Origin of the sequence: Stenotrophomonas rhizophila, assembly GCF_007667275.1 — a bacterium.
GTDB classification, from domain to species: Bacteria; Pseudomonadota; Gammaproteobacteria; order Xanthomonadales; family Xanthomonadaceae; genus Stenotrophomonas; species Stenotrophomonas maltophilia_AE.
This window is the reverse complement of sequence record NZ_VDQT01000006.1, coordinates 96178-121692: the sequence shown is the minus strand read 5'-3', so window position 1 is coordinate 121692 and position 25515 is coordinate 96178. Positions and strand designations below refer to the sequence as shown.

General features: G+C 66.2%; 24 protein-coding genes. 11 read left to right on the top strand and 13 right to left on the bottom strand.

The window, feature by feature from the left end; genetic code table 11:
* Positions 1 to 37: 37 nt before the first annotated feature.
* On the top strand, positions 38 to 2416 hold the full coding sequence (ppsA, locus tag FSZ13_RS17705; protein ID WP_145481743.1) for a phosphoenolpyruvate synthase: 2379 nt from the start codon (positions 38 to 40) through the stop codon (positions 2414 to 2416).
* A gap of 191 nt (positions 2417 to 2607) precedes the next feature.
* Here the strand turns inward: ppsA and FSZ13_RS17700 are convergent, their stop codons facing one another.
* The 9 genes from FSZ13_RS17700 to FSZ13_RS17660 form a co-directional block, all read right to left on the bottom strand.
* Entirely contained in the window at positions 2608 to 3720 is a 1113-nt protein-coding gene (locus tag FSZ13_RS17700; RefSeq protein WP_145481742.1) for an alkene reductase, read from the bottom strand.
* A 195-nt stretch (positions 3721 to 3915) separates the two neighbouring features.
* Positions 3916 to 4785, bottom strand: a complete 870-nt coding sequence (locus tag FSZ13_RS17695; protein ID WP_145481741.1) for an EcsC family protein — start codon at positions 4783 to 4785, stop codon at positions 3916 to 3918.
* Positions 4786 to 4877: 92 nt separating this feature from the next.
* Entirely contained in the window at positions 4878 to 5450 is a 573-nt protein-coding gene (gene orn, locus FSZ13_RS17690) for an oligoribonuclease (RefSeq protein WP_145481740.1), read from the bottom strand.
* Between the two features lie 54 nt (positions 5451 to 5504).
* The gene (gene tadA, locus FSZ13_RS17685) at positions 5505 to 6029 is read right to left on the bottom strand and encodes a tRNA adenosine(34) deaminase TadA (RefSeq protein ID WP_145481739.1); all 525 of its coding nucleotides are present in this window, start codon (positions 6027 to 6029) and stop codon (positions 5505 to 5507) included.
* Positions 6022 to 6480: a manganese-binding transcriptional regulator MntR gene (gene mntR, locus FSZ13_RS17680; RefSeq protein ID WP_145481738.1), complete on the bottom strand. Its 459-nt coding sequence runs from the start codon at positions 6478 to 6480 to the stop codon at positions 6022 to 6024. The genes tadA and mntR overlap by 8 nt, the downstream gene beginning before the upstream one ends.
* Before the next feature lie 28 nt (positions 6481 to 6508).
* Complete coding sequence (locus FSZ13_RS17675; RefSeq protein ID WP_145481737.1) at positions 6509 to 7624, bottom strand: hybrid sensor histidine kinase/response regulator; 1116 nt, start codon at positions 7622 to 7624, stop codon at positions 6509 to 6511.
* Positions 7621 to 8205 (bottom strand): chemotaxis protein CheB, encoded by a 585-nt coding sequence (locus FSZ13_RS17670; RefSeq protein ID WP_145481736.1) that lies wholly within the window; start codon positions 8203 to 8205, stop codon positions 7621 to 7623. The genes FSZ13_RS17675 and FSZ13_RS17670 overlap by 4 nt, the downstream gene beginning before the upstream one ends.
* Entirely contained in the window at positions 8205 to 9053 is an 849-nt protein-coding gene (locus FSZ13_RS17665) for a CheR family methyltransferase (RefSeq protein WP_186308981.1), read from the bottom strand. The genes FSZ13_RS17670 and FSZ13_RS17665 overlap by 1 nt, the downstream gene beginning before the upstream one ends.
* Positions 9026 to 12121 carry a hybrid sensor histidine kinase/response regulator gene (locus tag FSZ13_RS17660; protein WP_145481734.1) on the bottom strand — a complete coding sequence of 1032 codons (3096 nt, stop codon included), beginning with the start codon at positions 12119 to 12121 and terminating at the stop codon, positions 9026 to 9028. Before FSZ13_RS17660 ends, FSZ13_RS17665 begins: the two co-directional genes overlap by 28 nt.
* A gap of 159 nt (positions 12122 to 12280) precedes the next feature.
* On the opposite strand from FSZ13_RS17660, the gene FSZ13_RS17655 reads away from it, so the two are divergent.
* The 8 genes from FSZ13_RS17655 (at position 12281) to FSZ13_RS17620 (ending at position 20262) form a co-directional block, all read left to right on the top strand.
* Positions 12281 to 13438, top strand: a complete 1158-nt coding sequence (locus FSZ13_RS17655) for a two-component system sensor histidine kinase NtrB (RefSeq protein ID WP_145481733.1) — start codon at positions 12281 to 12283, stop codon at positions 13436 to 13438.
* On the top strand, positions 13431 to 13799 hold the full coding sequence (locus FSZ13_RS17650) for a response regulator (RefSeq protein WP_145481732.1): 369 nt from the start codon (positions 13431 to 13433) through the stop codon (positions 13797 to 13799). Before FSZ13_RS17655 ends, FSZ13_RS17650 begins: the two co-directional genes overlap by 8 nt.
* Positions 13800 to 13920: 121 nt before the next feature.
* Entirely contained in the window at positions 13921 to 15711 is a 1791-nt protein-coding gene (locus FSZ13_RS17645; RefSeq protein WP_145481731.1) for a sensor domain-containing phosphodiesterase, read from the top strand.
* A 101-nt stretch (positions 15712 to 15812) separates the two neighbouring features.
* Positions 15813 to 16514, top strand: a complete 702-nt coding sequence (locus FSZ13_RS17640) for a hypothetical protein (protein ID WP_145481730.1) — start codon at positions 15813 to 15815, stop codon at positions 16512 to 16514.
* Positions 16511 to 17833, top strand: a complete 1323-nt coding sequence (locus tag FSZ13_RS17635; protein WP_145481729.1) for an XVIPCD domain-containing protein — start codon at positions 16511 to 16513, stop codon at positions 17831 to 17833. The genes FSZ13_RS17640 and FSZ13_RS17635 overlap by 4 nt, the downstream gene beginning before the upstream one ends.
* 164 nt (positions 17834 to 17997) lie before the next feature.
* A complete protein-coding gene (locus FSZ13_RS17630) occupies positions 17998 to 18642 on the top strand; it encodes a hypothetical protein (protein ID WP_186308984.1) in 645 nt (214 codons plus the stop codon).
* Entirely contained in the window at positions 18639 to 19964 is a 1326-nt protein-coding gene (locus tag FSZ13_RS17625) for an XVIPCD domain-containing protein (protein ID WP_145481727.1), read from the top strand. Before FSZ13_RS17630 ends, FSZ13_RS17625 begins: the two co-directional genes overlap by 4 nt.
* Positions 19965 to 20025: 61 nt before the next feature.
* Positions 20026 to 20262 (top strand): DUF1653 domain-containing protein, encoded by a 237-nt coding sequence (locus tag FSZ13_RS17620; RefSeq protein ID WP_145481726.1) that lies wholly within the window; start codon positions 20026 to 20028, stop codon positions 20260 to 20262.
* 13 nt (positions 20263 to 20275) lie between these two features.
* Here the strand turns inward: FSZ13_RS17620 and FSZ13_RS17615 are convergent, their stop codons facing one another.
* Positions 20276 to 21067, bottom strand: coding sequence for a hypothetical protein (locus tag FSZ13_RS17615; RefSeq protein WP_145481725.1), 792 nt, complete (start codon positions 21065 to 21067; stop codon positions 20276 to 20278).
* A gap of 261 nt (positions 21068 to 21328) precedes the next feature.
* Here FSZ13_RS17615 and FSZ13_RS17610 point away from each other — a divergent pair, with 261 nt between their 5' ends.
* Positions 21329 to 21799 (top strand): DUF4189 domain-containing protein, encoded by a 471-nt coding sequence (locus FSZ13_RS17610; RefSeq protein ID WP_145481724.1) that lies wholly within the window; start codon positions 21329 to 21331, stop codon positions 21797 to 21799.
* Positions 21783 to 22880 (top strand): DUF4189 domain-containing protein, encoded by a 1098-nt coding sequence (locus FSZ13_RS17605; protein WP_145481723.1) that lies wholly within the window; start codon positions 21783 to 21785, stop codon positions 22878 to 22880. Before FSZ13_RS17610 ends, FSZ13_RS17605 begins: the two co-directional genes overlap by 17 nt.
* Positions 22881 to 22918: 38 nt before the next feature.
* On the opposite strand, the gene FSZ13_RS18910 is transcribed toward FSZ13_RS17605, so the two are convergent.
* The 3 genes from FSZ13_RS18910 to FSZ13_RS17590 all read right to left on the bottom strand — a co-directional run bounded on the left by FSZ13_RS18910 (position 22919) and on the right by FSZ13_RS17590 (position 25503).
* On the bottom strand, positions 22919 to 23434 hold the full coding sequence (locus tag FSZ13_RS18910) for a DUF4189 domain-containing protein (protein WP_429000033.1): 516 nt from the start codon (positions 23432 to 23434) through the stop codon (positions 22919 to 22921).
* 72 nt (positions 23435 to 23506) lie between these two features.
* Positions 23507 to 24655: a type IV secretion system protein gene (locus FSZ13_RS17595; RefSeq protein ID WP_145481722.1), complete on the bottom strand. Its 1149-nt coding sequence runs from the start codon at positions 24653 to 24655 to the stop codon at positions 23507 to 23509.
* Between the two features lie 68 nt (positions 24656 to 24723).
* Positions 24724 to 25503 carry a hypothetical protein gene (locus FSZ13_RS17590; RefSeq protein WP_145481721.1) on the bottom strand — a complete coding sequence of 260 codons (780 nt, stop codon included), beginning with the start codon at positions 25501 to 25503 and terminating at the stop codon, positions 24724 to 24726.
* Positions 25504 to 25515 lie beyond the last annotated feature (12 nt).

Genomic DNA, 25515 nt, shown 5'->3' with positions numbered 1-25515 from the left:
AGCCCGCCTCGGGCGATGGCCAAACGGAGCATCGCGCTTGAACGAGAATATCCTGTGGTTGCACGAACTGCGCCTGGCCGACCTGGCCCGCGTAGGCGGCAAGAATTCGTCGCTTGGCGAAATGATCGGCAATCTTGCCGGGCTGGGGGTGTCCGTCCCCGGCGGTTACGCAACCACCGCTGAAGCCTTCAAGGACTTCATCGCGCACAACGATCTGTCCAAGCGCATCTTCGACAAGCTGGCCACGCTGGACGTGGAAGATGTCGCCGCGCTCACCGCGGCGGGCAAGGAGATCCGGGGCTGGGTGATCGACGCTCCGCTGCAGCCGCAGCTGGACCAGGACATCCGCAGCGCCTACAAGCAGCTGTGCGACGAGAACGGCGGCGGCGACGTGGCCGTGGCGGTGCGCTCTTCGGCTACCGCCGAAGACCTGCCCGACGCCTCGTTCGCCGGCCAGCAGGAGACCTTCCTCAACGTGACCGGTGCCGACGATGTCGTGCACAAGGTCAAGGAAGTGTTCGCCTCGCTCTACAACGACCGTGCCATCGCCTACCGCGTGCACCACGGTTTCAAGCACGAAGACGTGTTCCTGTCCTCGGGCGTGCAGCTGATGGTGCGTTCGGGCGTGGGTTCGTCCGGCGTGCTGTTCACCCTGGACACCGAGTCGGGCTTCCGTGACGTGGTGTTCGTGACCTCCAGCTTCGGCCTCGGCGAAATGGTCGTGCAGGGCGCGGTCAACCCGGACGAGTTCTACGTCTACAAGCCCACGCTCAACGCCGGCAAGCCGGCCATCCTGCGCCGTTCGCTGGGCAGCAAGGCGATCCGCATGGTGTATTCGGACGTGCCCGGCGAGCGCGTGCGCATCGAGGACACCCCGGTCGAGATCCGCAACACGTTCTCGATCAGCGATGAAGACGTGCAGGAGCTGTCGAAACAGGCGCTGATCATCGAAACGCATTACGGCCGCCCGATGGACATCGAGTGGGCCAAGGACGGGGTGAGCGGCAAGCTGTTCATCGTGCAGGCGCGTCCGGAGACGGTGAAGTCGCGCGGCCATGCCACGCAGATCGAGCGCTTCGCGCTGAACCAGAAGGACGGCAAGGTGCTGGCCGAAGGCCGCGCGGTGGGCGCCAAGATCGGTGCGGGCGTGGCCCGCGTGGTCAAGTCGCTGGACGACATGGCGCGCGTGCAGCCGGGCGACGTGCTGATCGCCGACATGACCGACCCCGATTGGGAGCCGGTGATGAAGCGGGCTTCGGCCATCGTCACCAACCGCGGTGGCCGTACCTGCCACGCGGCGATCATCGCGCGTGAGCTGGGCGTGCCGGCGGTGGTCGGTTCGGGCAATGCGACGCAGGTGCTGCAGGACGGCCAGGAAGTGACGGTCAGCTGCGCCGAGGGGGACACCGGCTTCATCTACGAGGGCAAGCTGGACTTCGAGCGCACCACCACGGACCTGGGCAACATGCCGCCGGCGCCGCTGAAGATCATGATGAACGTGGCCAACCCGGAACGTGCCTTCGATTTCGGCCAGCTGCCGAACGCGGGCATCGGCCTGGCCCGCCTGGAGATGATCATTGCCAGCCACATCGGCATCCATCCGAACGCGCTGCTGGAGTACGACCGCCAGGATGCGGCGACGAAGAAGAAGATCGACGAGAAGATCGCCGGTTACGCTGATCCGGTCAGCTTCTACGTGAACCGCCTGGCCGAAGGCATCGCCACGCTGACGGCGTCGGTGGCGCCGAACCCGGTGATCGTGCGCCTGTCGGACTTCAAGTCCAACGAGTACGCCAACCTGATCGGCGGCAGCAATTACGAGCCGCACGAAGAGAACCCGATGATCGGCTTCCGCGGCGCGAGCCGTTATGTCGATCCGAGTTTCTCGGCGGCGTTCGCGCTGGAATGCAAGGCCGTGCTGCGCGTGCGCAACGAGATGGGCCTGGACAATCTGTGGGTGATGATTCCGTTCGTGCGCACGCTGGAAGAAGGCCGCAAGGTCGTCGAGGTGCTGGAACAGAATGGCCTGAAGCAGGGCGAAAACGGGCTGAAGATCATCATGATGTGCGAGGTGCCGTCCAACGCGCTGCTCGCCGATGAGTTCCTGGATATCTTCGATGGCTTCTCGATCGGTTCCAACGACCTGACCCAGCTGACGCTGGGCCTGGACCGCGATTCGTCGATCGTGGCGCACCTGTTCGACGAGCGGAACCCGGCGGTGAAGAAGCTGCTGTCGATGGCGATCAAGGCGGCACGTGCCAAGGGCAAGTACGTCGGCATTTGCGGACAGGGCCCGTCGGATCATCCGGACCTGGCCGAATGGCTGATGCAGGAAGGCATCGAGTCGGTGTCGCTGAATCCCGATACGGTGGTGGATACCTGGCTGCGGTTGGCCAAGCTCAAGGCCAAGGGCTGATAACGAAAAACCCCGCTTCGGCGGGGTTTTTTTGTGTCGGACACCCCGGTTACCTGCACGTAGAGCCACGCCCTGCGTGGCTGCTCTTCGTTCCGGCACCGCGAAGCGTCTCCGTTCGGGCACACCGCAAAGCCACGCAGGGCGTGGCTCTACGCTTCGATCTACTCCGCGAAGCCACGCAGGGCGTGGCTCTACGCTTCGATTGCCTGGGCGCTTGGGTAGTCGGTGAATCCGGCTTCGGCGCCGCCAAAGAAGGTAGCCTTGTCCGGGGCGTTCAATGCCAGGCCCTGCTGCAGGCGGGTCGGCAGGTCCGGGTTGGCGATGAACGGGCGGCCGAAACCGATCAGGTCGGCCCAGCCCCTGGCCAGCGCTTCCTCGGCGCGCTCCACGGTGTACTTGCCGGCGTAGATCAGGGTGCCGCGATAGATCATGCGCAGCGCTTCCTTGAACGCCACCGGCATCACCGGAGCGTCTTCCCAGTCGGCTTCGGCGATGTGCAGGTAGGCCACGCCGATGCTGTCGAGGAGGTGTGCGGCGGCAAGGTAGGTGGCCTGCGGGGTGTCGTCCACGGCGCCCTGCAGGGTGGTCAGCGGGGCCAGGCGCACGCCTACTCGGTCGGCGCCTACTTCGGCGGCAACGGCTTCGGCGACTTCGCGCAGGAAGCGCAGGCGGTTCTGCAGAGACCCGCCGTAGGCGTCGGTGCGCTGGTTGGACCCGGAGTCGATGAACTGGTTGATCAGGTAGCCATTGGCCCCGTGCAGTTCCACGCCGTCGAAACCGGCATCGAGGGCGCGTCGCGCCGCCAGGGCGTAGTCGCGGACGATCTGCGGGATCTCGTCGATGGCCAGGGCCCGCGGCATGGAGTGCTGGACCATCTCGCCCACCCCAGCCTGCGGCCCGGTGCCGGCCACGTCGACGAACACCTTGACCCCGTCGGCCTGCAGCGCCGAGGCCGACACCGGCGCGGCGCCGTCGGGCTGCAGGGCAACGTGCGAGACCCGGCCCACGTGCCAGAGCTGGGCGAAGATGCGGCCGCCTGCAGCGTGCACGGCGTCGGTGACACCGCGCCAGCCGGCGACCTGGGCATCATCGTGGATGCCCGGTGTCCAGGCGTACCCCTGCCCCTGCGGGCTGATCTGGGTGCCTTCGCTGACGATCAGCCCGGCCGAGGCGCGCTGGGCGTAGTACGCCGCCATCATCGGGGTGGCGACGTTGCCGCTGGCGGCGCGCGAGCGGGTCATCGGCGGCATGACGATGCGGTTGGGCAGCGTCAGCGCGCCCAGGCGGTATGGGGTGAACAGCATGGGGGAGATCCTTGTAAACGACTGGGCCAAGGATGGGGGACGGCCGGACGTGGCAAAAAGCGCCATGGCGGCAAAACTGTTGTGCCGTGGGTGCAATGATCAGATGCCGGGGACGCCCCCACCCCACCGACGTAGAGCCACGCCCTGCGTGGCTGAGGCAGTTCGCGATCCAATGCAGCCACGCAGGGCGTGGCTCTACGCGCGACTGCCTGCGAGCTGGTTGTACGCCGCACGCACCGTTTCGTACCCGTACTGCTTTTCCAGCCGGCGCACGATGAAATGACCGCGCGCCATGTCCTGGTAGTAGTCGGTGAACATGGTGTTGAGGGTCGCGCCGGCGACCGCACCGATCACCGGCACGGCCTGCGCGGCGAACTTTTCGGTGACCACGACGCCGAAGCGTGCGGCGACCTTCTCCACGATCTTGGCCAGCCACTTGCCGGCTTCCTTGGGGGTCAGCCCGATCATCACGCCACCGCCGCCCACCGCCGCGCCGGCAAGTTCGGCCGACAGGTGGCGCATGACCTCGGCAGTGAAGCCGCGGGTGATGTAGTAGCCGGTCTCGCTGGCATCGTCCTGGCCGGAATTGCCGCCCAGCGCGAACACTTCCAGGCAGGCGTGGCGGGTGCCCATTTCGCTCAGGTCGAAGCCTTCGCTGCGCGCCACGTCGGCCACCGAGCGCATCATGATGGTGGTGGACACCGGCAATTCCAGGAACAGCGCGGTGAAGCCGAAGGCGCCGCCAAGCGCACCGGTGGCCGCCGCGGCCGCCTTGTGCCAGCGCGTCGAAGCCGCCTTGCCGGGCGTGTTGTCCATGCTCCACAGCGCGGCCTGGGCCGATTTGAACAGCGCCGCCTCGACCGCGCCATGGATGCGCCGCGACACCACCCCCGGCAGCTTCCTGACCGCGAACTCCAGCGGCGAGCCGATCAGGTTGGCCATCTTGGCGGTCAGGGTCGGCGATTCGAGCAGCGCAACGGCACGCTCGAGGTCGGCCCAGTCCTTCGACGCGGGCGCGATCTTCGCTTCCAGCGGCGGCGGGAGGATACGGACGATATGGCTCATCGGCCGATCATACCCCCGCCAACGCACCGCGACCTACCGGTAGCGCCGGCCGTTGGCCGGCCCTCATGAACGTCGTGCGCATGCGAGGACCTTCAGGCCCCCGGAAGCCCCGACAACGCCCCCATGAACTGCCGATAGTGGCGCAGCTCGGCGATCGAGTCGTGCACATCGCTCAGCGCGGTGTGGCTGGAGGTCTTGCCCACCCCCGCGGCCACCGACGGCGCCCAGCGCCGGGCCAGTTCCTTGACCGTGGACACGTCCAGGTTGCGGTAGTGGAAATACTTTTCCAGCCGCGGCATCTCGCGGTGCAGGAAGCGGCGGTCCTGGCAGATCGAGTTGCCGCACATCGGCGAGGCGCCGGCCTTGATCCACTGCGCCAGGAAGTTCACGGTCTGCGCCTCGGCCTGGGCCAGGGTGACCTGGCTGTCGACCACGCGCTGCCACAACCCCGAACGGCGGTGCTGGTTGCGGTTCCATTCGTCCATCGCCTCCAGCCGCTCCAGCGGCTGGTGGATGGCCAGCTCCGGGCCTTCAGCCAGCACGTTCAACTGCGCGTCGGTGACCACGGTGGCAATCTCGATGATCGCGTCGTTGTCGGTATCCAGACCGGTCATTTCCAGGTCGATCCAGATCAGTCGTTCGCCTTCCGCGCCGATATCCGCCATGTGTCCACGCCTTGTCTACGAGGAGGCCATGATATCGCGTAGTGGCGGCCGGCGTTACGGCAGCAGCAGCGGCGGCTTGCCGCGCTTGGCACGGAAATAGTTGGTCAGGCGGGTACTCGCATCCATGGCCAGCACGCCGCCATGCACGTCCACGCGGTGGTTGTGGCGCGGATCGCCGAGCAGGTCGAACACGCTGCCACAGGCGCCGGTCTTGGGGTCGCTGGCCGCATAGACCAACCGCGCCACCCGCGCATGCACCACTGCCATCGCGCACATCGCGCACGGCTCCAGGGTCACGTACAGGGTGCTGCCGAGCAGGCGATGATTGCCGAGCGCCCTGCCCGCGCGCCGCATCGCCACGATCTCGGCGTGGGCGCTCGGGTCGTGGTCGGCGATGTTGAGGTTCCAGCCCTCGCCCAGCACGGCGCCATCGGCAGCGACCAGCACCGCGCCCACGGGGATCTCGTTGAATTCGCGTTCGGCACGTTCGGCCAGCTGCAGCGCGTGCCGCATCCAATACTCGTCCTGGTCGTGCACCGGCACGCCCAGCGGCGGCGGCGCGGGCAGGCGCTCAACCATGGCCGTCGGACCTGCGCAGGAAGGCCTCGAACGCGGCCAGGGTGGCTTCGCTCACGTGATGCTCGATGCCTTCGGCGTCGCGCCGCGCCGAATCCGGGTCGACGCCCAGGGCCAGTAGAAACCGCTCCACGGTCTGGTGGCGGGCGCGCATCTGGACCGCCAGCGCTTCGCCGGCCGGGGTCAGGAACACGCCCCGGTACGGGCGCTGGATCGCCCAGCCCTCCTTCACCAGGCGCTTGAGCGCCTTGGCCACGGTCGGCTGCGCAACGCCCAGCCGGGTAGCGATATCGACCTGCCGGGCCTCGCGGCCGTCCGCGATCAGGTCGGCGATGAGTTCCACGTAATCTTCGACAATCTCCGAGCGTCGCGCCTCCCGCACCTGCACGAAGCCCTCGACGTGCACCTGGGCATCGATCAGTGGAGCGGGCGTCTTGCGGGCGGGAGGCGACATGCCCCCAGTTTACCGCAGGCGCGGCCGTTCACTCCCCGCGACGCAACAGCCCGGTCTCGAACACCACTTCCCCGTCCAGGTTGCGCGCGGCCAGGTTGCCGCCGTGCGCGCGGGCGAACTCATGGGCGATGAACAACCCCAGGCCCAGCCCGCGGCTGTCATGGAAACTGGCCTTGAACGGTTCGAACAGGCGCGGCAGCAGCGCCTCGGGAATCTGCCCGGCATTGCGCACCTGCAGCCGCAGGGAATCGCCGGGAAGCCCCCGCACCAGCACCTGCACCGGCGCATTGCCACCGTGCAGGACGGCGTTGCCGACCAGGTTGGAGAGCAGCTGGGCCAGCCGGTCCGGATCGCCCTGCAGGCAGGTCTCGCCCTCCACCTGCAGCTCGATGCGCGCCTGCGGGTACGCCCGCCCCATCTCGCTGACCACCGCTGCCGCCACTTCGGCCAGGTCGCAGTCCACCTGCTGGATGCGCAACCCGCCGCTGCGGATGCGCGAGAAGTCCAGCAGCTGCTCCACCATCCGCGCCATGCGCACGGCGCTGTTTTCCAGGTGCACCAGGGTCTGCTGCACCGACGGGTCCGCAGGCAGGTCCAGCGCCAGCTTGTCCGTGCACAACAGGATCGCCGACAGCGGCGTCCGCAGGTCGTGGGTGAGCACCGCCATCATCGTTTCGTTGAGCTTGAGCGCGTGCTCCAGCGCCTGGTTGCGTGCCTTGAGCAGCTGCTTCTGCTGGTAGAGCTCGATGAACACGTTGACCTTGCTCATGATCACCTGCGGCTCGATCGGCTTGTGCAGGAAATCCACCGCACCGCTTTCGTAGCCCTTGAACGCGCGCACCGGGTCGTTCGGCGAGGCGGTCAGGAAGATGATCGGCACGTCGCGGCTGCGCTGCGAACCGCGCATCAGCTCGGCCAGCGAGAAGCCGTCGATCTCCGGCATGTGCACGTCCAGCAGCGCCAGCGCCACCTCGTGCTCGAGCAGCAGTTCCAGCGCTTCAGCGCCCGACGCCGCACACAGGATGTCCAGCCCGTCGCGGCGCAGCAGCGCTTCCATCGCCACCAGGTTCTGCGGCACGTCGTCGACGATCAGCAGGTTCACCCGTTCGGTGGAGGCCGAGGTGGTGGGCGCAATCAGGTTCATCGTGCAAGGCCTTTCATACGCGAACAAAGGGAAACAAGGGTCAATACCGCATCGGCGCCGGCGTGGGCCAGCGCCGCTGCCGGCATGATCGGGGAGAAGGCATCGTCCGGGCTCTGGATCCAGGCCTGGCCACCGGCCTCGCGCACCCGCGCCACGCCGGCGCTGCCATCGTTGCTGGCGCCGGTGAGCAGGATCGCCAGCACGCCGCTGCCGAACACCTCGGCCGCGCTTTCGAACAGCGGGTCGATCGCCGGCCGCGAGAACAGCACTGGCGGGTCGATCGACAACGCCACGCTGTCACGACCTTCGACCAGCAGATGGTAGTCCGGCGGCGCGAAGGTGACCGTGCCCGGCTCCAGCGGCTGCTTGTCCTCGGCCTCGCGCACCGGCAGCGCGCAGCCGCCGTCGAGCAGGCTGGCGATGCCGCTGGGGCGGTCGCGCGGCAGGTGCAGGACTACCAGCACCGGCATCGGCAACCCAGCCGGCAACGCGGCCAGCAGCTGCTGCAGCGCGCTCACGCCGCCGGCGGAAGCGCCCACCACGATCAGTTCGATTCCGGGATGTGCGGACGCTGCGTTCATCAGGCCAGCTTCCGGTACAGGCGCTGTTCGCGCGCGCAGGCTTCGAATGCATCGGCATGGGCGCCGAACTGCAGCGACTCCTTGCTGCCCAGGCCGAGGAAGCCGCGGTGCACCAGCGCCTCGTGGAAAAGGCCGATGGCGCGATCCTGCAGGGCGCGCTGGAAATAGATCAGCACGTTGCGGCACGACACCAGGTGGACCTCGGAGAACACCGTGTCGGTGGCCAGGCTGTGGTCGGCGAACACGATGTTGCGCTTGAGCCTGCGGTCGAACACCACGTTGCCGTAGCCGCTGCTGTAGTAGTCCGACAACGAACCACTCCCGCCAGCCGCCAGGTAGTTGCGGCTGAACTGGGCCAGGCGCTCGATCGGGAAGGCGCCCGCTTCAGCCGCTTGCAGCGCTTCGGGGTTGATGTCGGTGGCATAGATGATGGCGCGGTCGAGCAGGCCTTCCTCGTGCAGCAGGATCGCCAGCGACCACACCTCTTCGCCGGTGCTGCAGCCGGCGATCCACAGCTTGATCGACGGGTACGTCCGCAGCACCGGGATGGCGTGTTCGCGCAGCATGCGGAAGTACGCCGGGTCGCGGAACATCTCCGACACCTGCACGGTGAAGTACTGCATGGCCAGCGCGAAGGTTTCCGGCTCGTGCAGCAGCCGGTGCTGCAGCGCGCCCATGCTGTCGCACTCGAACCGCGCCATCGCATGGCGCATGCGCCGCCGCAGCGAGGCCAGCGCGTAGTCGCGGAAATCGTAGTGGTAGCGCTGGTACACCGCCTCCAGCAGCAGGCGCAGCTCCAGGTCGAACAGCTCGGCCTCGTTCATCGGCGCGAGCACCACACGCGGCACAGCGAGACCAGCTTGTCCACGTCGATCGGCTTGGCGATGTAGTCGTTGGCACCGGCCTGCAGGCAGTGCTCGCGGTCGTCGGGCATGGCCTTGGCGGTCAGCGCGATGATCGGCAGGTCACGCCAGCGGTTGTCGCTGCGGATCTCGCGCATCGCGGTCAGCCCGTCCATCTCCGGCATCATGATGTCCATCAGCACCAGGTCGATGTCCGGGCCCAGCCGATCCAGCGCCTCGCGGCCGTTACGGGCAATCTCCAGCTTCACCCCCAGCGGTTCGAGCACGCTGGACAGGGCAAAGATGTTGCGCACGTCGTCCTCGGCCAGCAGCACGGTGCGCCCGTCCAGCACCGCATCGCGGCGGCGTGCTTCGCGCAGCAGGCGCTGCTGGTCGCTCGGCAGCGACGCTTCCACGCTGTGCAGGAACAGGGTGACCTCATCCAGCAGGCGCTCGGGCGAGCGCGCGCCCTTGATGATGATGCTCTTGGAATAGCGGCGCAGGCGCTGCTCTTCGTCGCGGGTCAACGCACGCCCGGTGTAGACGATCACCGGCGGGAAGCCCAGCGCTTCGTTGCCGGCCATGTGTTCGAGCAGGTCGTAGCCGGTGCCGTCGGGCAGCGCCAGGTCGGTCACCATGCAGTCGAAAGTGGAATTGGCCAGCTCGGCGATCGCCTCGGCCAGGGTGCCGACCGCGGTGATCTCCAGCTGGTCGCGCCCCAGCAGCAGCTGCAGGTTGGAGCGCAGCGCGCTGTCGTCCTCGACGATCAGCAGGCGGCGCACGTCACGCTCGCTGGTGGCTTCCAGCTGCTGGATCGCCTCGACCAGGCGCTCGCGCGTGGCCGGCTTGATCACGTAGCCGATCGCGCCCAGCTCCAGCGCCACCTGCGAACGTTCCAGGCCGGACACCACGTGCACCGGAATGTGCCGCGTGGCCGGGTCGCGCTTCAGACGTTCCAGCACGCTGAGCCCGGACACATCGGGCAGGCCGATGTCGAGCAGGATGCCGTTCGGCCGCAGCTCCGACGCGAGCGCCAGCGCTTCCTCCGCGCTCTGCGCGACCACGCAGTCGAAGTCCAGCTCATGCGCCATGCCCACCAGTGCCTCGGCGAAGGTGACGTCGTCCTCGACCACCAGGATCATCCGCCCTGCCCGGCTGCGGCGACCGCGGTCGTCGGCAACGCGCGGCGCCTGCGCGGCCGGTGCGTCGTGGGACGAGCCGAACAGCGGCGCCGGGGCCGACGGCTTTGTGATCGTTGCCGGGCGCACGTCCGGCGCGCTGGCCAGTGGCGCGGCGCTGGCGCTGGCCGCCAGCGGCAGCTCCAGGGTGAAGCAGCTGCCACGGCCGGGTTCGCTGGTCACGGCGATATCGCCGCCCATCCGCGAGGCCAGGTCGCGCGAGATCGACAGTCCCAGCCCGGTGCCGCCATAGCGGCGACGCGTGCTGCCGTCGGCCTGGCGGAAGGCCTCGAAGATCACCTCGGTCTGGGCCTGGGCAATGCCGATGCCGGTATCGCTCACCGCGAACTGGATGCGTCCATTGCCGCTGCCGCGCACCACCAGCGAGACACTGCCGTGCTCGGTGAACTTGACCGCATTGGCCAGCAGGTTCTTCAGGATCTGCTGCAGGCGCTGCCCGTCGGCCACCAGCTGGGTGGGCGCATCGGGCTCGGCGCGGATGTCCAGCGCCAGTCCCTTCTGCGCCGCCAGCGGTTCGAAGGTCTCCTTCAACCGCTGCAGCACGCTGGACACCGCCAGGTTCTCTTCGGCCAGCTCGACGTGGCCGGCCTCGATCCGCGACAGGTCCAGGATGTCGTTGATCAGCGCCAGCAGGTCATTGTTGGACGAGTGGATGGCCTGCGCGTACTTGACCTGTTCGGCGGTGAGCGTGCCGTCCTTGTTGTCGGCTAGCAGCTTGGCCAGGATCAGCGCGCTGTTGAGCGGCGTGCGCAGCTCATGCGACATGTTGGCCAGGAATTCGGATTTGTAGCGCGAGCTCGCTTCGAGCTCGCGGCTGTTCTGCACCAGCTGGCCCTGCGCCACCAGCAGCGCCTGCTGGCGCGCTTCCAGCTCGTGGGTGCGCTCTTCCAGCTGGACGTTGGTCTGTTCCAGCTCGGCCTGCTGCTGTTCCAGGTTGGCCTGCGAATGCAGCAGGCTGCGGCTCTGCTCTTCCAGTTCCTCGTTGGCCACCCGCAGCTCTTCCTGCTGGGTCTGCAGTTCTTCGCTCTGGCGCTGGGTTTCTTCCAGCAGCTCCACCAGCTGCGCACGCAGCAGCGCCGTGCGCAGCGCCATGCCGACCGGTTCGGCGCACACGCGCAGCAGGTCCAGCTCCAGCGAACGTGCCGGGGAGACCCCGGCACGCCCCAGTTCGACCATGCCCACGACCACGCCGTCGGCGGTGATCGGTCCCAGCAGCCGCTGGTGCACGCGGGCGCGGCCCAGCGCGGTCTCGATCTCCAGCGAACTTTCGTCTTCCTCCAACCGGCGCGGCTGGCCCTCCCGCAGCACCTCGCCCCACTGCCCCGCCTTCACCGGCAGCGATTCGGGGAGCCCGGTCGGCAGTGCCGCCCCGCCCACCAGCACCAGGCGCTCGCCGTGCAGGCGGTACAGCGCGCCAACGTCCGCATTCAGGCGCGCGCACAACGAGCGCATGGCCGCATCGGCCAGCGTGCGCGGCTCCGGATCGCCACGCAGGCTGACGGTCACATCGTTCTCGCCTTCCTGCAGCCACAGCGCGTCGGCGGCAGTGCGGCGGGCCTGGATCGCCTTGACCACGGTCAGCGCCATCAGCACGAACGAAACGCCGCCAATGCTGCGATTGACAAAGGAGAACGCCGAATTGGTGCTGGCCGGTGCAAGGTTGTAGCCCACCGCCAGCAGCACGCAGGAGCCCAGCGCGACCAGCACCGGCGCTTCCAGCCGACGCTGGAACAGGGTGATCGCCACCGCCATGAAATAGGTCAGCCACACCGCATACCCCAGCGGCACCACCAGTTCCAGGCCGATGGTCAGGCCCATCAGGCCGGCGGACGCCAGCCAGATCCAGCGGTCGCGAGCAGTCGGCGCAGCATTCATCCAGACGGTTCCAACGCAAAAAAGGGGTTCGATGGTAACCGAACAGTGAATGCGTGCGTTATCCGCCAGTTGGCGACGTATCCAGCCACGTTCTTGACACTATCTTCACACCATCACTCCTAGGGTTCAGCCCCTTACAGGGGGAGTAGAGCCGTCGCCGTGGTCCAGGCAATCACCGACATCGCACCACATGCTGATGATCGCCTGCAGTTGCAGTTGTTGATCGATCACGTCTCCGACCATGCCATCTACATGCTCGACGCGCAGGGCTGCATCCGCAGCTGGAACCGCGGCTGCGAGCGGGTCAAGGGCTACACCGCCGAGGAAGCGCTGGGCCAGCACGTCGGCCTGTTCTACGGCAGCGACGACCGCGCCCGCGACGTGCCCCGGCAGACCCTCGCCCAGGCCGAAGCCCAGGGCCGGTTCGTCGGCGAAGGCTGGCGCGTGCGCCGCAGCGGCGAGCGGTTCCGTGCCAGCGAGGTGATCGAAGCCGTTCGTCAGGACGGCGCCCTGCTCGGCTTCGTCAAGGTCACTCAGGACATCACCGAGCGCTACCAGGCCCAGCGCCTACTGCAGGACGCACAGCGCGCACGCGAGCAGCTCCAGCAGTTCGAAGGCGTGGGTCGCCTCACCCGTGGCTTGGCGCACGAGTTCAACAACCTGCTGACCACCATCGGCACCGCGCTGGACCTGATTGCCCTGGGACCGGCGGCCGACGCGCGGACCCGTGAATTGGCCGAGCTGGCCCAGGCCGCCGCCGACCGTGGCTCGCTGCTGACCCGCCAGTTGCTGGCCTTCTCCGCCGACCAGACCCTGATCCGCGAGCCGTTGCAGGTTGCACGCCTGCTCGAGGACGAGCTGCACTCGCTGCAGCGCGCCTGCCCCGCCAACATTCTGCTGCGTACGGAAGTGCCTTTCGACCTACCTCGTATCAGCACCGATGGCGTACAGTTGCATACCGCCGTGCTGAACCTGCTGCTGAACAGCTGCGAGGCGATGCCATCGGGCGGGACCATCACGCTCAGCGCCCAGGTCGAAGAACGCCTCGCCCCGGACCTGGCCACGCCAACCCAGCGCCGTTATGTGGCCATCACCGTCACCGACGCCGGCAGTGGCATGCCACCCGACGTAGCCGAGCGCGCCAGCGAGCCGTTCTTCACCACCAAGGAAGTGGGCAAGGGCAGCGGACTGGGCCTCAGCCAGGTGTTCGGCTTCGTGTCCCAGTGCGACGGCTTCGTCGATGTCCAGACCGCCCCCGGACGCGGCACCACGGTTCGTTTGTTGTTACCTGCCCTTGAGGAACCCACACATGTCTGATCCCCTCCGCGTGTTGATGGTCGAAGACCAGGCCGAGCTGCGCGAGATGATCGGCACGGCCCTGCGCGACTTCGGCATCGATGTCCACACCGCCAACGACGGCCCGGATGCATTGAGGGTGATTGATGAAACCGGCGATTTCCATGTCGTGTTCAGTGACATCAACATGCCCAACAACATGACCGGGCTGGAATTGAGCGAGCACGTGGCCGAACTGCTGCCCCATGCCCGGATGATCCTGTCTTCCGGGTACGCACGCTCCCAGCTTCCCAACCTGCCGGACAACGTGACCTTCATACCGAAGCCGTACCGTCTCCGTCAGCTCGTGGACCTGCTGCGCGGCACCACAACGGCAAGCTGATGCGCATGGGCGCGCTGCCTGCACGGGCGTGAACGCTTCATCCCTGAACGGAACACTTCACACCGGCTCTGCAACGGCGGCAGGATAGTACCTGTGTATTCCGTATGACAGGACGCACCGGATGCTCGACCGCAGCCAGGATCTTGAACGTGTCGCGCTGATCGAAGCGCTCAATGTGATGGATCCAGCCTTGGGCCGTTCGCTGGACCCGATCACCGAGCTGGCAGCGTTCACCTTCGGTACGCCGATCGCGCTGATCTCGATCGTGGATGCCGACACCCAGCAGTTCATTTCGCGGGTCGGGCTGGCGCTGGAACGTACCGACCGCCACCATTCGATCTGCTCCTGCGCGCTGCAGTCCGCCGGCATCCTGCAGATCAGCGACCTGCGCAACGACCCGCGCTTCCGCGACAACCCGATTGTTTCAGGCCCCGAGCGCATGCGCTTCTATGCGGGGGCGCCGCTGGTGACCCGCAACGGCATCGCACTGGGCACGTTGTGCCTGATGGACCGCGAGCCCAGGCTGCTGTCCAGCGACGAGCAGCGCCAGCTGCAGACCCTGGCGCGGATCGTGATGAACCAGATGGAGCTGACCATGTCGGTGGGGCGCCGCGAGCCGATCAGCGGCCTGCCCAACCGCCAGCAGTTCCAGGCCGACCTCAGCGTGCTGAGCCGCCGCGATGGCGCCGCCCGCTATACCGGCGTGCTGCTGGATGTATTCGACCTGCAGAGCGCCAACGACGCCGGCCAGGCGCTGGGCCTGAAGCCGGTGGAATCGCTGCTGCGGCAGGCCGCATTGCGCGTGCAGGAGGTCGTGCGCGACGACGTGCAGATCTACCACGTCGCCTCGACCCGGTTTGCGTTCGTACTGCGCGACCATGCGCGCGACCAGGCCGAGACCTTGATGGGCCGGCTGCGCGAGCGCATGCGGCGCCCCCTGATGGTCGGCAGCATTCCGATGTCACCGCAGTTCCACGCCGGCCTGTGCGACTTCCATGCCGACCCCGATGAAGCCAACGACCTGCTGCGCAAGTGCATGGTGGCCCTGAACCACGCGCTGCATACCGACGCGTGCCTGTGCTGGTATTCGGCCGACCGCGATGCGCACCTGCGCCGCCGCTACCGGCTGGCATCGGACGCGGCCCGTGGCCTGGCGCAGGACCAGTTCAGCCTGGTCTACCAGCCACGTTACGATCTGGACAGCGGCGAGCCGGTGTCGGCCGAAGCGCTGCTGCGCTGGACCCACCCGATGCTGGGGCCGGTCACCCCGGGCGAGTTCATTCCCGTGCTGGAATGCACCGCGCTGATGCCCGCGCTGAGCCAATGGGTGATCGAACACGCCTTCGCCCAGGCGGCGCGCTGGCAGCAGGCGCTGCCCGACTTCGCGCTCTCGATCAACCTGTCCCCGCGCGACTTCGACAACGAGCACCTGTGGACCGGCATGGCCGAGCGGCTGCGCATGCACGGCCTGGTACCGACGCAGATCGAAGTGGAAATCACCGAGGGCCAATGGCTGCACAGCCACCCGGCCGCCCTGCCGCAACTGCGTGCGATGGCAGCCGCCGGGGTGCGCGTGGCCATCGATGATTTCGGCAGCGGCTACAGCAACTTCGGCTACCTGAGCGAAGTACCGATCAGCCACATCAAGGTCGACCAGAGCCTGGTCACCGGGCTGGCGCGCTCGCGCACCGCGCGCCTGAAAGTGGAGGCGATCATCCGGCTGGCGCACCAACTGGGCTATCGCACGGTCGCCGAAGGCGTCGAGCATGAGGCGGAGCTGTCGCTGCTGCGCCTGTGGAACTGCGACGAGGCGCAGGGCTACTACCTGGCGCGCCCGATGAGCGCGGAGGCGGTGACCCAACTGGTACTGGCGCACCGCGCCGGGCCACCGGACGATGTGGAAGGCGCGTAGCCCCCTGCCCGATCCGTGACAGCGGGCCCGCCGTGGCAGCGATGCCACTGCTAGGATGATGTCGCTGCGAACACCGTGCTCAAGGCGACGTTCGCGCGACCATGCCTGGCTGGAGTGCCGCATTGAATCGACTGACCCTCTTCTGTCTTTCCGCCGTACTGATGACGGCCTGCAACCGTTCGGAGCCTGCCATGAGCCGCGACCTGTCCACCGCCGAAGCCGATGTCGCCGCCGGCGGCCGTGGGCTGGCCACACTCAACCCCGCACCGGTCAAGGCGTATCAGGTCACCCTGCGCATCAACGGTGCCCCGGGCACCTTCCAGCACGTCCGCGGCAGTGCCCAGTACGACGTCGTCAATGAAGAACAGTGCGGGCATATCGAACCGGCCACCGGCACGCCCTCGCGCATCACCAGCCAGGAGCCGCTTGAGCTGACCCGGATCTCCGACGAAGAGTACCAGGGCACCCTCTACCTGGACCGGATGCAGGACCAGGACTACTACGGGCGCGGCCTCTGCCGCTGGGAATTCACTGGGGCCAGCGCCCTGCTCAAGGCCACCGGCGCGCACGAGGAGACGCGCTTCCTGACGTTCATGGATGCGCCGGAATTGGTGGCCGGGAAGACGTATACGCGGTATTACCCGCTTCGCGATTATCCGCGTGCAGGTCCCGTCGATGGCGCGGATATCCCCGCCATTGATGATTACGCCTCCAGCGGCGAAGACGACCCGACGGAATACAGACCCGGCTTACGGGACGCACTCTTCTCAATATCGATCACGGCGGTTGAGAAATCCCCGTGACAATGACCAGCCGGGACTACGCAGCGCTGGCCGATGATGCCTACAAAGATAGAGTTGTCGGCCGACGGATCCCTGGCCAGGAAGAAAAAGTCCATCTCAATGGGCATCAATACAAGATCCGTGAACATGTAAGCGATCCGCGAACAGGCTATCAAGGCACCCTATATCAACGCGTGGACTCCAAGGAACTCGTCGTCGCCCATCGCGGGACGGCCGAGATCATCAAGGATGGCATGCTCACCGACGCAGCGATGGTGGTGGCTCGCAGCAATCCCCAAGCGGCGCAGGCGATCGCCTTGACCGGGCGTGCCTTGGATGAGGGCAAGCGCCTGAGCGACAACGTTGGCCACGATATCCCGGTGACGGTCACCGGCCATTCCCTGGGCGGGTCACTCGCGCAGATCACCGCCCACCATCACGGACTGAAGGGCGAAACCTTCAACGCCTATGGCGCGGTCAGCCTCTCCGGGAGCCGCATTCCGCAAGGCGGGCACAGCGTGATCAATCATGTGATGGCCGCCGACGCAGTCAGCGCGGCCTCGCCACATTTTGGCCAAGTGCGGGTGTATGCCAGGCAGCACGAGATCGACACGTTGTCCCAGGCGCACTACAGCAACAGCGCGCTCAACGTCCTGATTCCGGATTACCCCATCACCGCCGCAGCCGCGTCTCTGGACTCCCACAAGATGGGCCAGTTCATCGGCGACGAGTCCGTGTTGTTGATGGGCGGTGCCCGGCAGCTGGCCGCCGCCAACGCACGGATGATCCAGGAGTACCGCAGCGATATCGACGGCCTGCGCACGGGCGCTACCGTCATCTCGCGCGGCGTTCCCGGCGGCGTGATCGATGCCTACGACAAACTCCGGGGCCCGCTTGAGCCGGGCGAACCAGCCCGTCGCCATACCGGCCAGGGCAACCCTGACCGCGAAGACGCGCGCATGGATCAACCGGGCCACCCCGGCTACTCGCTGTTCAAAGACGCCCAGCGCGGCGTGCACGCGCAGGACGCCCGAGTGGGCCGGACCCCGGACCACGCCAGCGACCAGCTGGCCGGCAGCTTGGCAACCCGGATGCATGCCGCCGGCGGAAGTCGCATTGATGCCGTCCTGATGAGCAACGACGCGGAGCGTTCGTTCGCAGTGCAGGGCCGCGTTGACGACCCTGCCCACCTGCGCGTCGCTGTCGATACCGTTCCTGCGATGAACACGCCACTGGAAGAGAGCAGTCGTGCGTTGCAGGCCGTGGCCAGCCAGCACGCAGAACAGCAGAGCCTGCAACTTGCGGAAACCCATACTGTCTCCCGGGGCATGTCGGCGTGATCGTGACCACGCACATGCGACCTCCTTCTGACGCGCTGCTAGCATGACCTGACCGCGTACAGTGCTGCCGCCTTTTTCCGTTCACCGCGTAGACCGTCGCCCGAACACCCGGCTGGAGTGCCGCCTTGAATCGATTGACCCTGTTCTGCCTGTCCGCCGTCCTGATGACGGCCTGCAACCGTTCGGAGCCTGCCATGAGCCGCGACCTGTCCACCGCCGAAGCCGATGTCGCCGCCGGCGGCCGTGGGCTGGCCACACTCAACCCCGCACCGGTCAAGGCGTATCAGGTCACCCTGCGCATCAACGGTGCCCCGGGCACCTTCCAGCACGTCCGCGGCAGTGCCCAGTACGACGTCGTCAATGAAGAACAGTGCGGGCATATCGAACCGGCCACCGGAACGCCCTCGCGCATCACCAGCCAGGAGCCGCTGGAGCTGACCCGGATCTCCGACGAAGAGTACCAGGGCACGCTCTACCTGGACCGGATGCAGGACCAGGACTACTACGGGCGCGGCCTCTGCCGCTGGGAATTCACTGGGGCCGGCGCCCTGCTCAAGGCCACCGGCGCGCACGAAGAGACGCGATTCCTGACGTTTATGGACGCGCCGGAGCTGATGGCCGGGAAGATGTATACGCGGCATTACCCTCAGCACGATTATCCCCGCGCAGGACCCGTCAAGGGGCGTCCGGACTTGCCTTGGCGAGATGACTACCCCTCCCGAGGCCGAGAGGATCTGAACGAGTTCGTTCCAGAGCTTCAAGATGCCCTTTTCTCAATAAGCATGACGGCGGTTGAGATCAAGTCGTGACCATAACCAGTCAAGACTATGCAGCGCTGGCTGACGACGCCTATCAGGATCGAGCGGTAGGGCGGAGGGAGCCCGGCCAAGAGGAGAAGGTTTACCTCAACGGCCAGCAGTACAAGGTGCTCGAGCACGTTGATGATCGTCGAACCGGCTACCAGGGAACGGTGTATCAACGGGTCAATACACAAGAGATCATCGTTTCGCACCGGGGTACAGAGGAGCTCATCAAGGATGGCATTGTCACCGACGCCAGCATGGTTCTGGCACGAAGCAATCCTCAGACATTGCAAGCATTGGCTCTTTCGGGCCGTGCCGTAGCAGATGCGGAACGACTGGGAATTGAAACGGGCCGAGCACCTGAGGTCACTGTCACAGGCCATTCGCTGGGCGGTTCACTCGCGCAGATCACCGCCCACCATTACGGGCTGAAGGGCGAAACCTTCAACGCCTATGGCGCGGTCAGCCTCTCCGGGAGCCGCATTCCGCAAGGCGGGCACAGCGTGATCAATCACGTGATGGCCGCCGACGCAGTCAGCGCGGCCTCGCCACATTTTGGCGAAGTGCGGGTGTATGCCAGGCAGCACGAGATCGACACGTTGTCCCAGGCGCACTACAGCAACAGCGCGCTCAACGTCCTGATCCCTGATTACCCCATCACCGCCGCAGCCGCGTCTGTGGATTCCCACAAGATGGGCCAGTTCATCGGCGATGAATCCGTCCTGCTGATGGGCGGCGCCCAGCAGCTGGCCGCCGCCAACGCACGGATGATCCACGAGTACCGCAGCGATATCGACGGCCTGCGCACGGGCGCTACCGTCATCTCGCGCGGCGTTCCTGGCGGCATGATCGATGCCTACGACAAACTGCGGGGCCCGCTTGAGCCGGGCGAGCCGGCCCGTCGCCATACCGGCCAGGGCAACACTGACCACGAGGGCGCACGCATGGACGAACCGGGCCACCCCGGCTACTCGCTGTTCAAGGACGCCCAGCGTGGCGTGCACGCGCAGGACGCCCGGGTGGGCCGGACCCCGGACCACGCCAGCGACCAGCTGGCCGGTAGCCTGGCCACCCGGATGCATGCCGCCGGCGGCAATCGCATAGACGCCGTCCTGATGAGCGAAGACGCAGCACGTACGTTCGCGGTGCAGGGCCGGGTCGACGACCCTGCCCACCTGCGCGTCGCTGTCGAGACGGTCCCCGCGATGAACACGCCGCTGGACCAGAGCAGTCGTGCGTTGCAGGCAGCTGCCGAAGCCCGGCAGGCCGAGCAGCAGGACCGACAACTCACCCAGGTCCAGTCCTCGACACGCAGCATGATGGCCTGACAGACCCGGTAGGCCGGTCTCGCCGTAAAATGGTGTCACACCTGCCAAACGATGGTTTCCCATGGCCGATCTGACGCCCCTGCCCCGGCTTACACCCGGCCTGTACCGCCACTTCAAAGGCGGCAACTACCAGGTGCTGGATGTTGTCCGGCACAGTGAAACGCTTGAACCCATGGTGCTGTACCGCCCCTTGGATGAGGATCTGGGGCTGTGGGTACGGCCGTACGAGATGTTCTGCGCCCAGGTCGAAGCTGACGGGCTACTGCGCCCGCGTTTTGCCCTGGTTACCGCTGATTGAGCGCCATCGGCGCTCATTTGGTTTTCAGCGCCAGCTCCAGAAGCGTCGTCTGCATGATGTCAGACACCGCATCCGAGGTGGGGTCGCCCTGCAGCGCGGCCCGGGCGATGGTGTTCTGTCGCGACTGCATGACCGCGATGTAGGCATCGTACGCCTGCATGCGCGCGGACCACTGCTGCGCCATCAAGCTGAGTTGGGTGGACAACCTCTCTGTATCGCTCTGGGTAGCCTGCACGCCGCCACTGGTGTTGTTGCTCTCCACCCGGGCCTGGAAGATGTCCTGCATTGCAGATTCGGCATCACTGATCGTGCGCTCCAGGAACGTCACGGTCTCGTTGAATTTGCGGTTCTGCATCATCTGGATGTTCACGCAGATCTGCCGCTGCTGGGCTTCTCTTTCCTCCCTTTGTTCCCGTCGCGCGAATCGCAAGGCCGGCACTGACCGCTGCATCTCAAGACCTGCGGCACGCCTGCCGCAGGCTTCCACGACCAGATAGTCTGGCGGGACAGCCTCCAGCGCCGCCCCCGCGGGCAGGCCAATACTGAAGCGCAGCGGGTCGAAGATCGCGCGCACATCGTTGATCTGTGCCTGCACTTCCTTCCAGCGCTCCGCTTCCTTGGCGTACTGGATGGTGTCGTCCAGCCAGGCGCGGAGATCGCCGATGATCGCGGTGATGTCGATGACCGGGGCGCCGGCATTGGCGGTGGGTGCTGCCAGGAGAGCGGTGATCAGCAGGCGGGCGACGATACGCCCTCCCCGCGAGGACGTGGAAGGCCTTCCGCTTCTTTCCTTCAGGGATTGCATTGCGCGCTCCAGATCCGTGGTGGTTGGGAAGACACCATGTGCTGCGCGCGGTTTGGTGGGAATTTGATTGTTTGACTCGAAACCGGTGTTTTGGTTGATGGGGGCTACTGGTGCTCGCGGATGATTTGCCACGCAGGGCGTGGCACTACGCCACGGGCTGGGATGTAGGAAATTCCCTATACGCTGTCGCGGTTTCCGCCGCTATTGTGGGAGGATGATCCTCACGCCCGCGCCTGCGTGGCACACCATCCGGGAAGACACATGAAACGTAGGTTGCTTGACCCCATGCGGGTACGCGGGATACTGGCTTTCGCGCTGATGATGGCCGGCGTGGCAGGTGCGCAGGATGCCCCCGCCGGCTTGCCGCCGCCGGGCACGATGAGCGCGCAGATGCCGGAAGGCGTCGAGATGTTCTTCAGCATGGCGGTCAGCGACGCCGACCAGCAGGTCAGCCAGAACATGGGCATGAGCGCGGCGGAGGCACGCATCCGTTCGCTCCAGGAATGCAACGGCAAGCACAAGGGCTGCGTCGAGCTGGTGACCTTCCCGCTGCGCAACCACTGCATGGGCATCGCCGTGGACAAGAAGGCCAAGCCGAACGTCCGCGCCCTGTTCGTCAACGTGGCGGAGAGTACCAAGACCAAGCCCGGCGAACTCGCGGCGAAGTCGCTGGAACAGTGCAAGGCGGGTGGTGGCGCAAAGTGCGAGTCGCAGAATGACTACTGCTTCTAACCTCGTCACCACGCTGCTGGCAACCAGCCTGCTGCTGGCAGCACCGGCCATGGCGCAGAACAGCGCCCAAGCCGAGCAGCAGCGACATGCGCAGGCCGTGCACAACTACGAAGGCTGGATGCGCAACCAGGCGGCGGGGGCCTACGTGAACCAGGCGGAGGCTGCAGCAGCCGCGCAGATCGCCGCCAACTTCCGCGCCGCCGAGAAGGCCAAGATCCGCAAGGATGCCATCCGTGACTGGTGGGGCGTGGTCGTGGTCAGCACCGACGACGGTTCCTGGAACGTCGTGCTCAACGAGCAGGACAAGGGCGAGGCCATGCTGGATGCCATGCGCCAGTGCAAAGGAACCTGTTCACCGGTGCTCACGTTCGCCAATGCGTGCATGGCGCCGGCCTACAGCCAGCAGGGCGGCATGTTCTGGGGCCAGGGTGAGAGCCGCGAGGCAGCGGGTGCCGCGGCGACGACCGCCTGCAGCGCGGCCGGGGGCGCACAGTGCCAGAGCCCGGCGCAGGAAGCCTTCTGCTCCGGCTGGAAGTACGCCTACCGTGCCGTCGACCGCTTCCTGCACCGCGCCGACCTGACCGCGCGCGGAGACGTGGCCACGGCCAAGCTGATCCCCTTCCCCGGCGCACAGGAATACCTGGCCAAACCGCCCGCCAGGCGCGGCACCTCCACCGCGATGAAGGCGGTGAACACCGACATGCCTGCGGACCCCAACCGCTCCTACGCCGGGGTGATGACGGAGCGGCGCGCCGAGGGCATGACGCGCATGGCCCAACCCTGGACCGCCATTGCCACCGGCACCGGTGCGAACGCCTATGCGGTGCATTGGGGACTGAACCAGCAGGACGCCAGCGATACCGCCTTGAGCAAATGCGGCGGCGGCGACTGCAAGGTCTTGGTGGCCGTTCCACACGGCGAGTGCGCGGCCGCCATCCGCCTGCGCGGCGCGGACGGCCGCAACATCAGCTTCGGTGGTCGCGGCAAGACCAAGGACGTGGCCGAAGAAGCAGCATTGACCGACTGCATCGGCGCCGGCGCCAAGGTCTGCCCGATTGTCTTCAGCGAATGCATGAAGTGACGCGGTAAGCGTCACTACGGGCGGTCAAAAGCTCGCCGTCAGAAGGACTTGAACTCGGACATACTGCAAGCCGAGTAGGAAATCACGCAACTCGTCCCGTTGTTTGCGGCCCTGCAGTCGCGAAGACCATTTTCCTTGGCCAGCTGAAGCGTCTCGGCTCTCGCGGCGATGGAAACTCCGCCGGTAATGTTTCCTGCTGTAGTACCAGGATCGGCAATGGCAGCGCACTGATTGTAGTAGGCAAGTCGAACGACGCACTTGTTACCGCCTTGCAGTCTGCACTGCTCAACAGCAAGCGATGACGCTTCACGCTTGGACCTCTGAGAGACCGCCGCACCCGTCGCCAAGGCGGCACCTGGAGTGGGGGCCTTATCCTCGGCGATCGCGCCCCAGCGTGTCTCCCACTTCCCTGCTGGACGAGGTGCTGCCGGGGCCGCTGAGCCACTTCCTGACCCGGGAATGGGCGCACAGCCTTGTACTCCCTGTCCACCGACAGGGTACTGCCCCGGAGGGCAACCGCCTTCCGAGTGCGCGTACCCGGAAGGAAGCAGCATCAGTGAAACAAGAAATAGTTTACGCATTCGACATCTCCAGACTCCTGGCCTCAACCAGAGCTCGTAGGCCAATTAGCGGGTTCCAGCATTGCCAAGTCTTCCGGGACCAACAGTTCCACCATCAGATCCACCGGCCTCGGCGGTAGTTCTCATCACCGGCTGCACAGCTTGCCCAACCTGTTCTGAAGTCCTATCTACGTTTTGGGGCGGGACATATGAGCCCGGTGGTTGCCCTTGCGGGCCGGGCTGCGCCGCTGCACTGCCGCCTATCTGGGAATATGCCATGAAGCTGCCGAGGGTGCCCTGGAAGAAGAACGCGGCCATTGGGGGCGCAGTCAGAATCAGGGTGGTGAGGATCAGGCCCATGCCGCCCTGCTGCATGGCCTGGCTGGTGAGGCCATCGCTGGATGCGCCGTCGAGCAGGAACCGGTCGAACGCGGCGCGTGCCCAGAACGCGACGGACACGCGGATCACCATGTCCAGTGCAATCGACACCATTGCCGCCAGCACCGCCATCGAGAACATGGTGCCCAAGCCGTACAGCAGCCATTTCTGGAACAGCGCCTTGGTCTGGTCGAACAGCAGGCAGAGGATGAACAACGGTCCGAAGCCCACGAACAGCGCCAGCGCGATCTGGTAAAGCAGCAGCATCGAACCGGCCACCACCGCAGGCCCGCCCGTGCCCATGCCGATGAACAGCTGCGCCTGGGTCTTTTCACTGCTGATGCTGGGGTCGTCGATGACCTTGATCGCATCCACGCTGGAAAGCGCCACCTGCATCCAGCCCAGTGCTTCGTCGATCTGCTCTTCCGGCGACTTGTCCTTGCCGGTCACCACCGCCGAGATCACGCCCTTGACGTCGTCGACCAGGAAGTCCTGGATGTTGGTGCCGAAGATCGCCATGCTGGTCGCCACGCTCACGATCAGCGCGGCACGTGCCATGTTGGTCACCAGCGCCATCATCGAGTCGCGGCTCTGCCCGGTGACGATGCGATACCCCTGGATCAACACCCACAGGGTCATCAGCACCAGGGCGATGCCGCCAACCCAGGTCATCATGTGGTTCAACAGGTCCAGGCCGAACTTGTTGATCCGGTCGGACAGGTAATCCAGGATCAGGCGGAAGAAGACGAAGTCGCCGACCGAGATACGCGACGCGTACCCAAGCAGGTCCTGCAGGCCTCCCGGGAGGTCAAAGTGTCCGATCGATGCGAGCTTCATTTCCATGGTCCTTTGGGATTCCTACCTGCGACGCGCCAGGGGACAATGGCCCCCGCCACCCGCTCCTTTCAATCGACGCTGAGAGCGCCCTTCAGCACGGCGGTCTGCACGATGTCACCGAGCAGCTTGTTCTTGGGGTTACCCTTCAGTGCCGTCCGCGCGAGGGCATTCTGGTTCGCCTCCATCGTGGTGATGTAGGCGTCGTACGACTGCATCCGGGTCGCCCACTGCTGCGCCATCGTATTGAGCTGGTTGCTCAACCGGGCGCTGTCGCTGTCCGCCGACTGCACGCCGCCAACTTTGCTGGTGGCCTTGCGCGCGAGGAAATTCTCCAGCATCGCTTCCTGGGCCTGCTTGATGGTCTTGTCGAGGAAGTCGACCGAGTCATTGAACTTGCGATTCTGCATCATGCGGATGTTCACGCAGATCTGCTGCTGCTGCGACTTGATGTCGCCCGACTCGATTCCCGCCAGGCTCATCGCCGTGCGCAGGTTGAACCCCATGGCTTCCTGCCCGCAGGTTTCGGCCACGAGGTACTTGGGATCCACCTTCTTCAGCGGCTCGCCCATGGGCAGGTCGATGACGAAGTTCACCGCCGCCATGATGGCGCGGACATCGTCGATCTGCTGCTTGATCTCGTTCCAGCGCAGGGCTTCCTTGCCATACTCGATGGTGTCGTCGATCCAGCTCTTCAGGTCCTGGTAGATCGCGGTGACGTCGATCACCGGGTAACCGCCGGCCTGGGCGCTGGGCGCCCCCACCAGCAGCGAAGCTGCCAGGATTGCGGCGGCGATGCGCCGATGCCGGGGTCGTTTGGCCATGCGGCCAGCGTTGAGAGGGGTCTTCATCGCAGTCTCCAA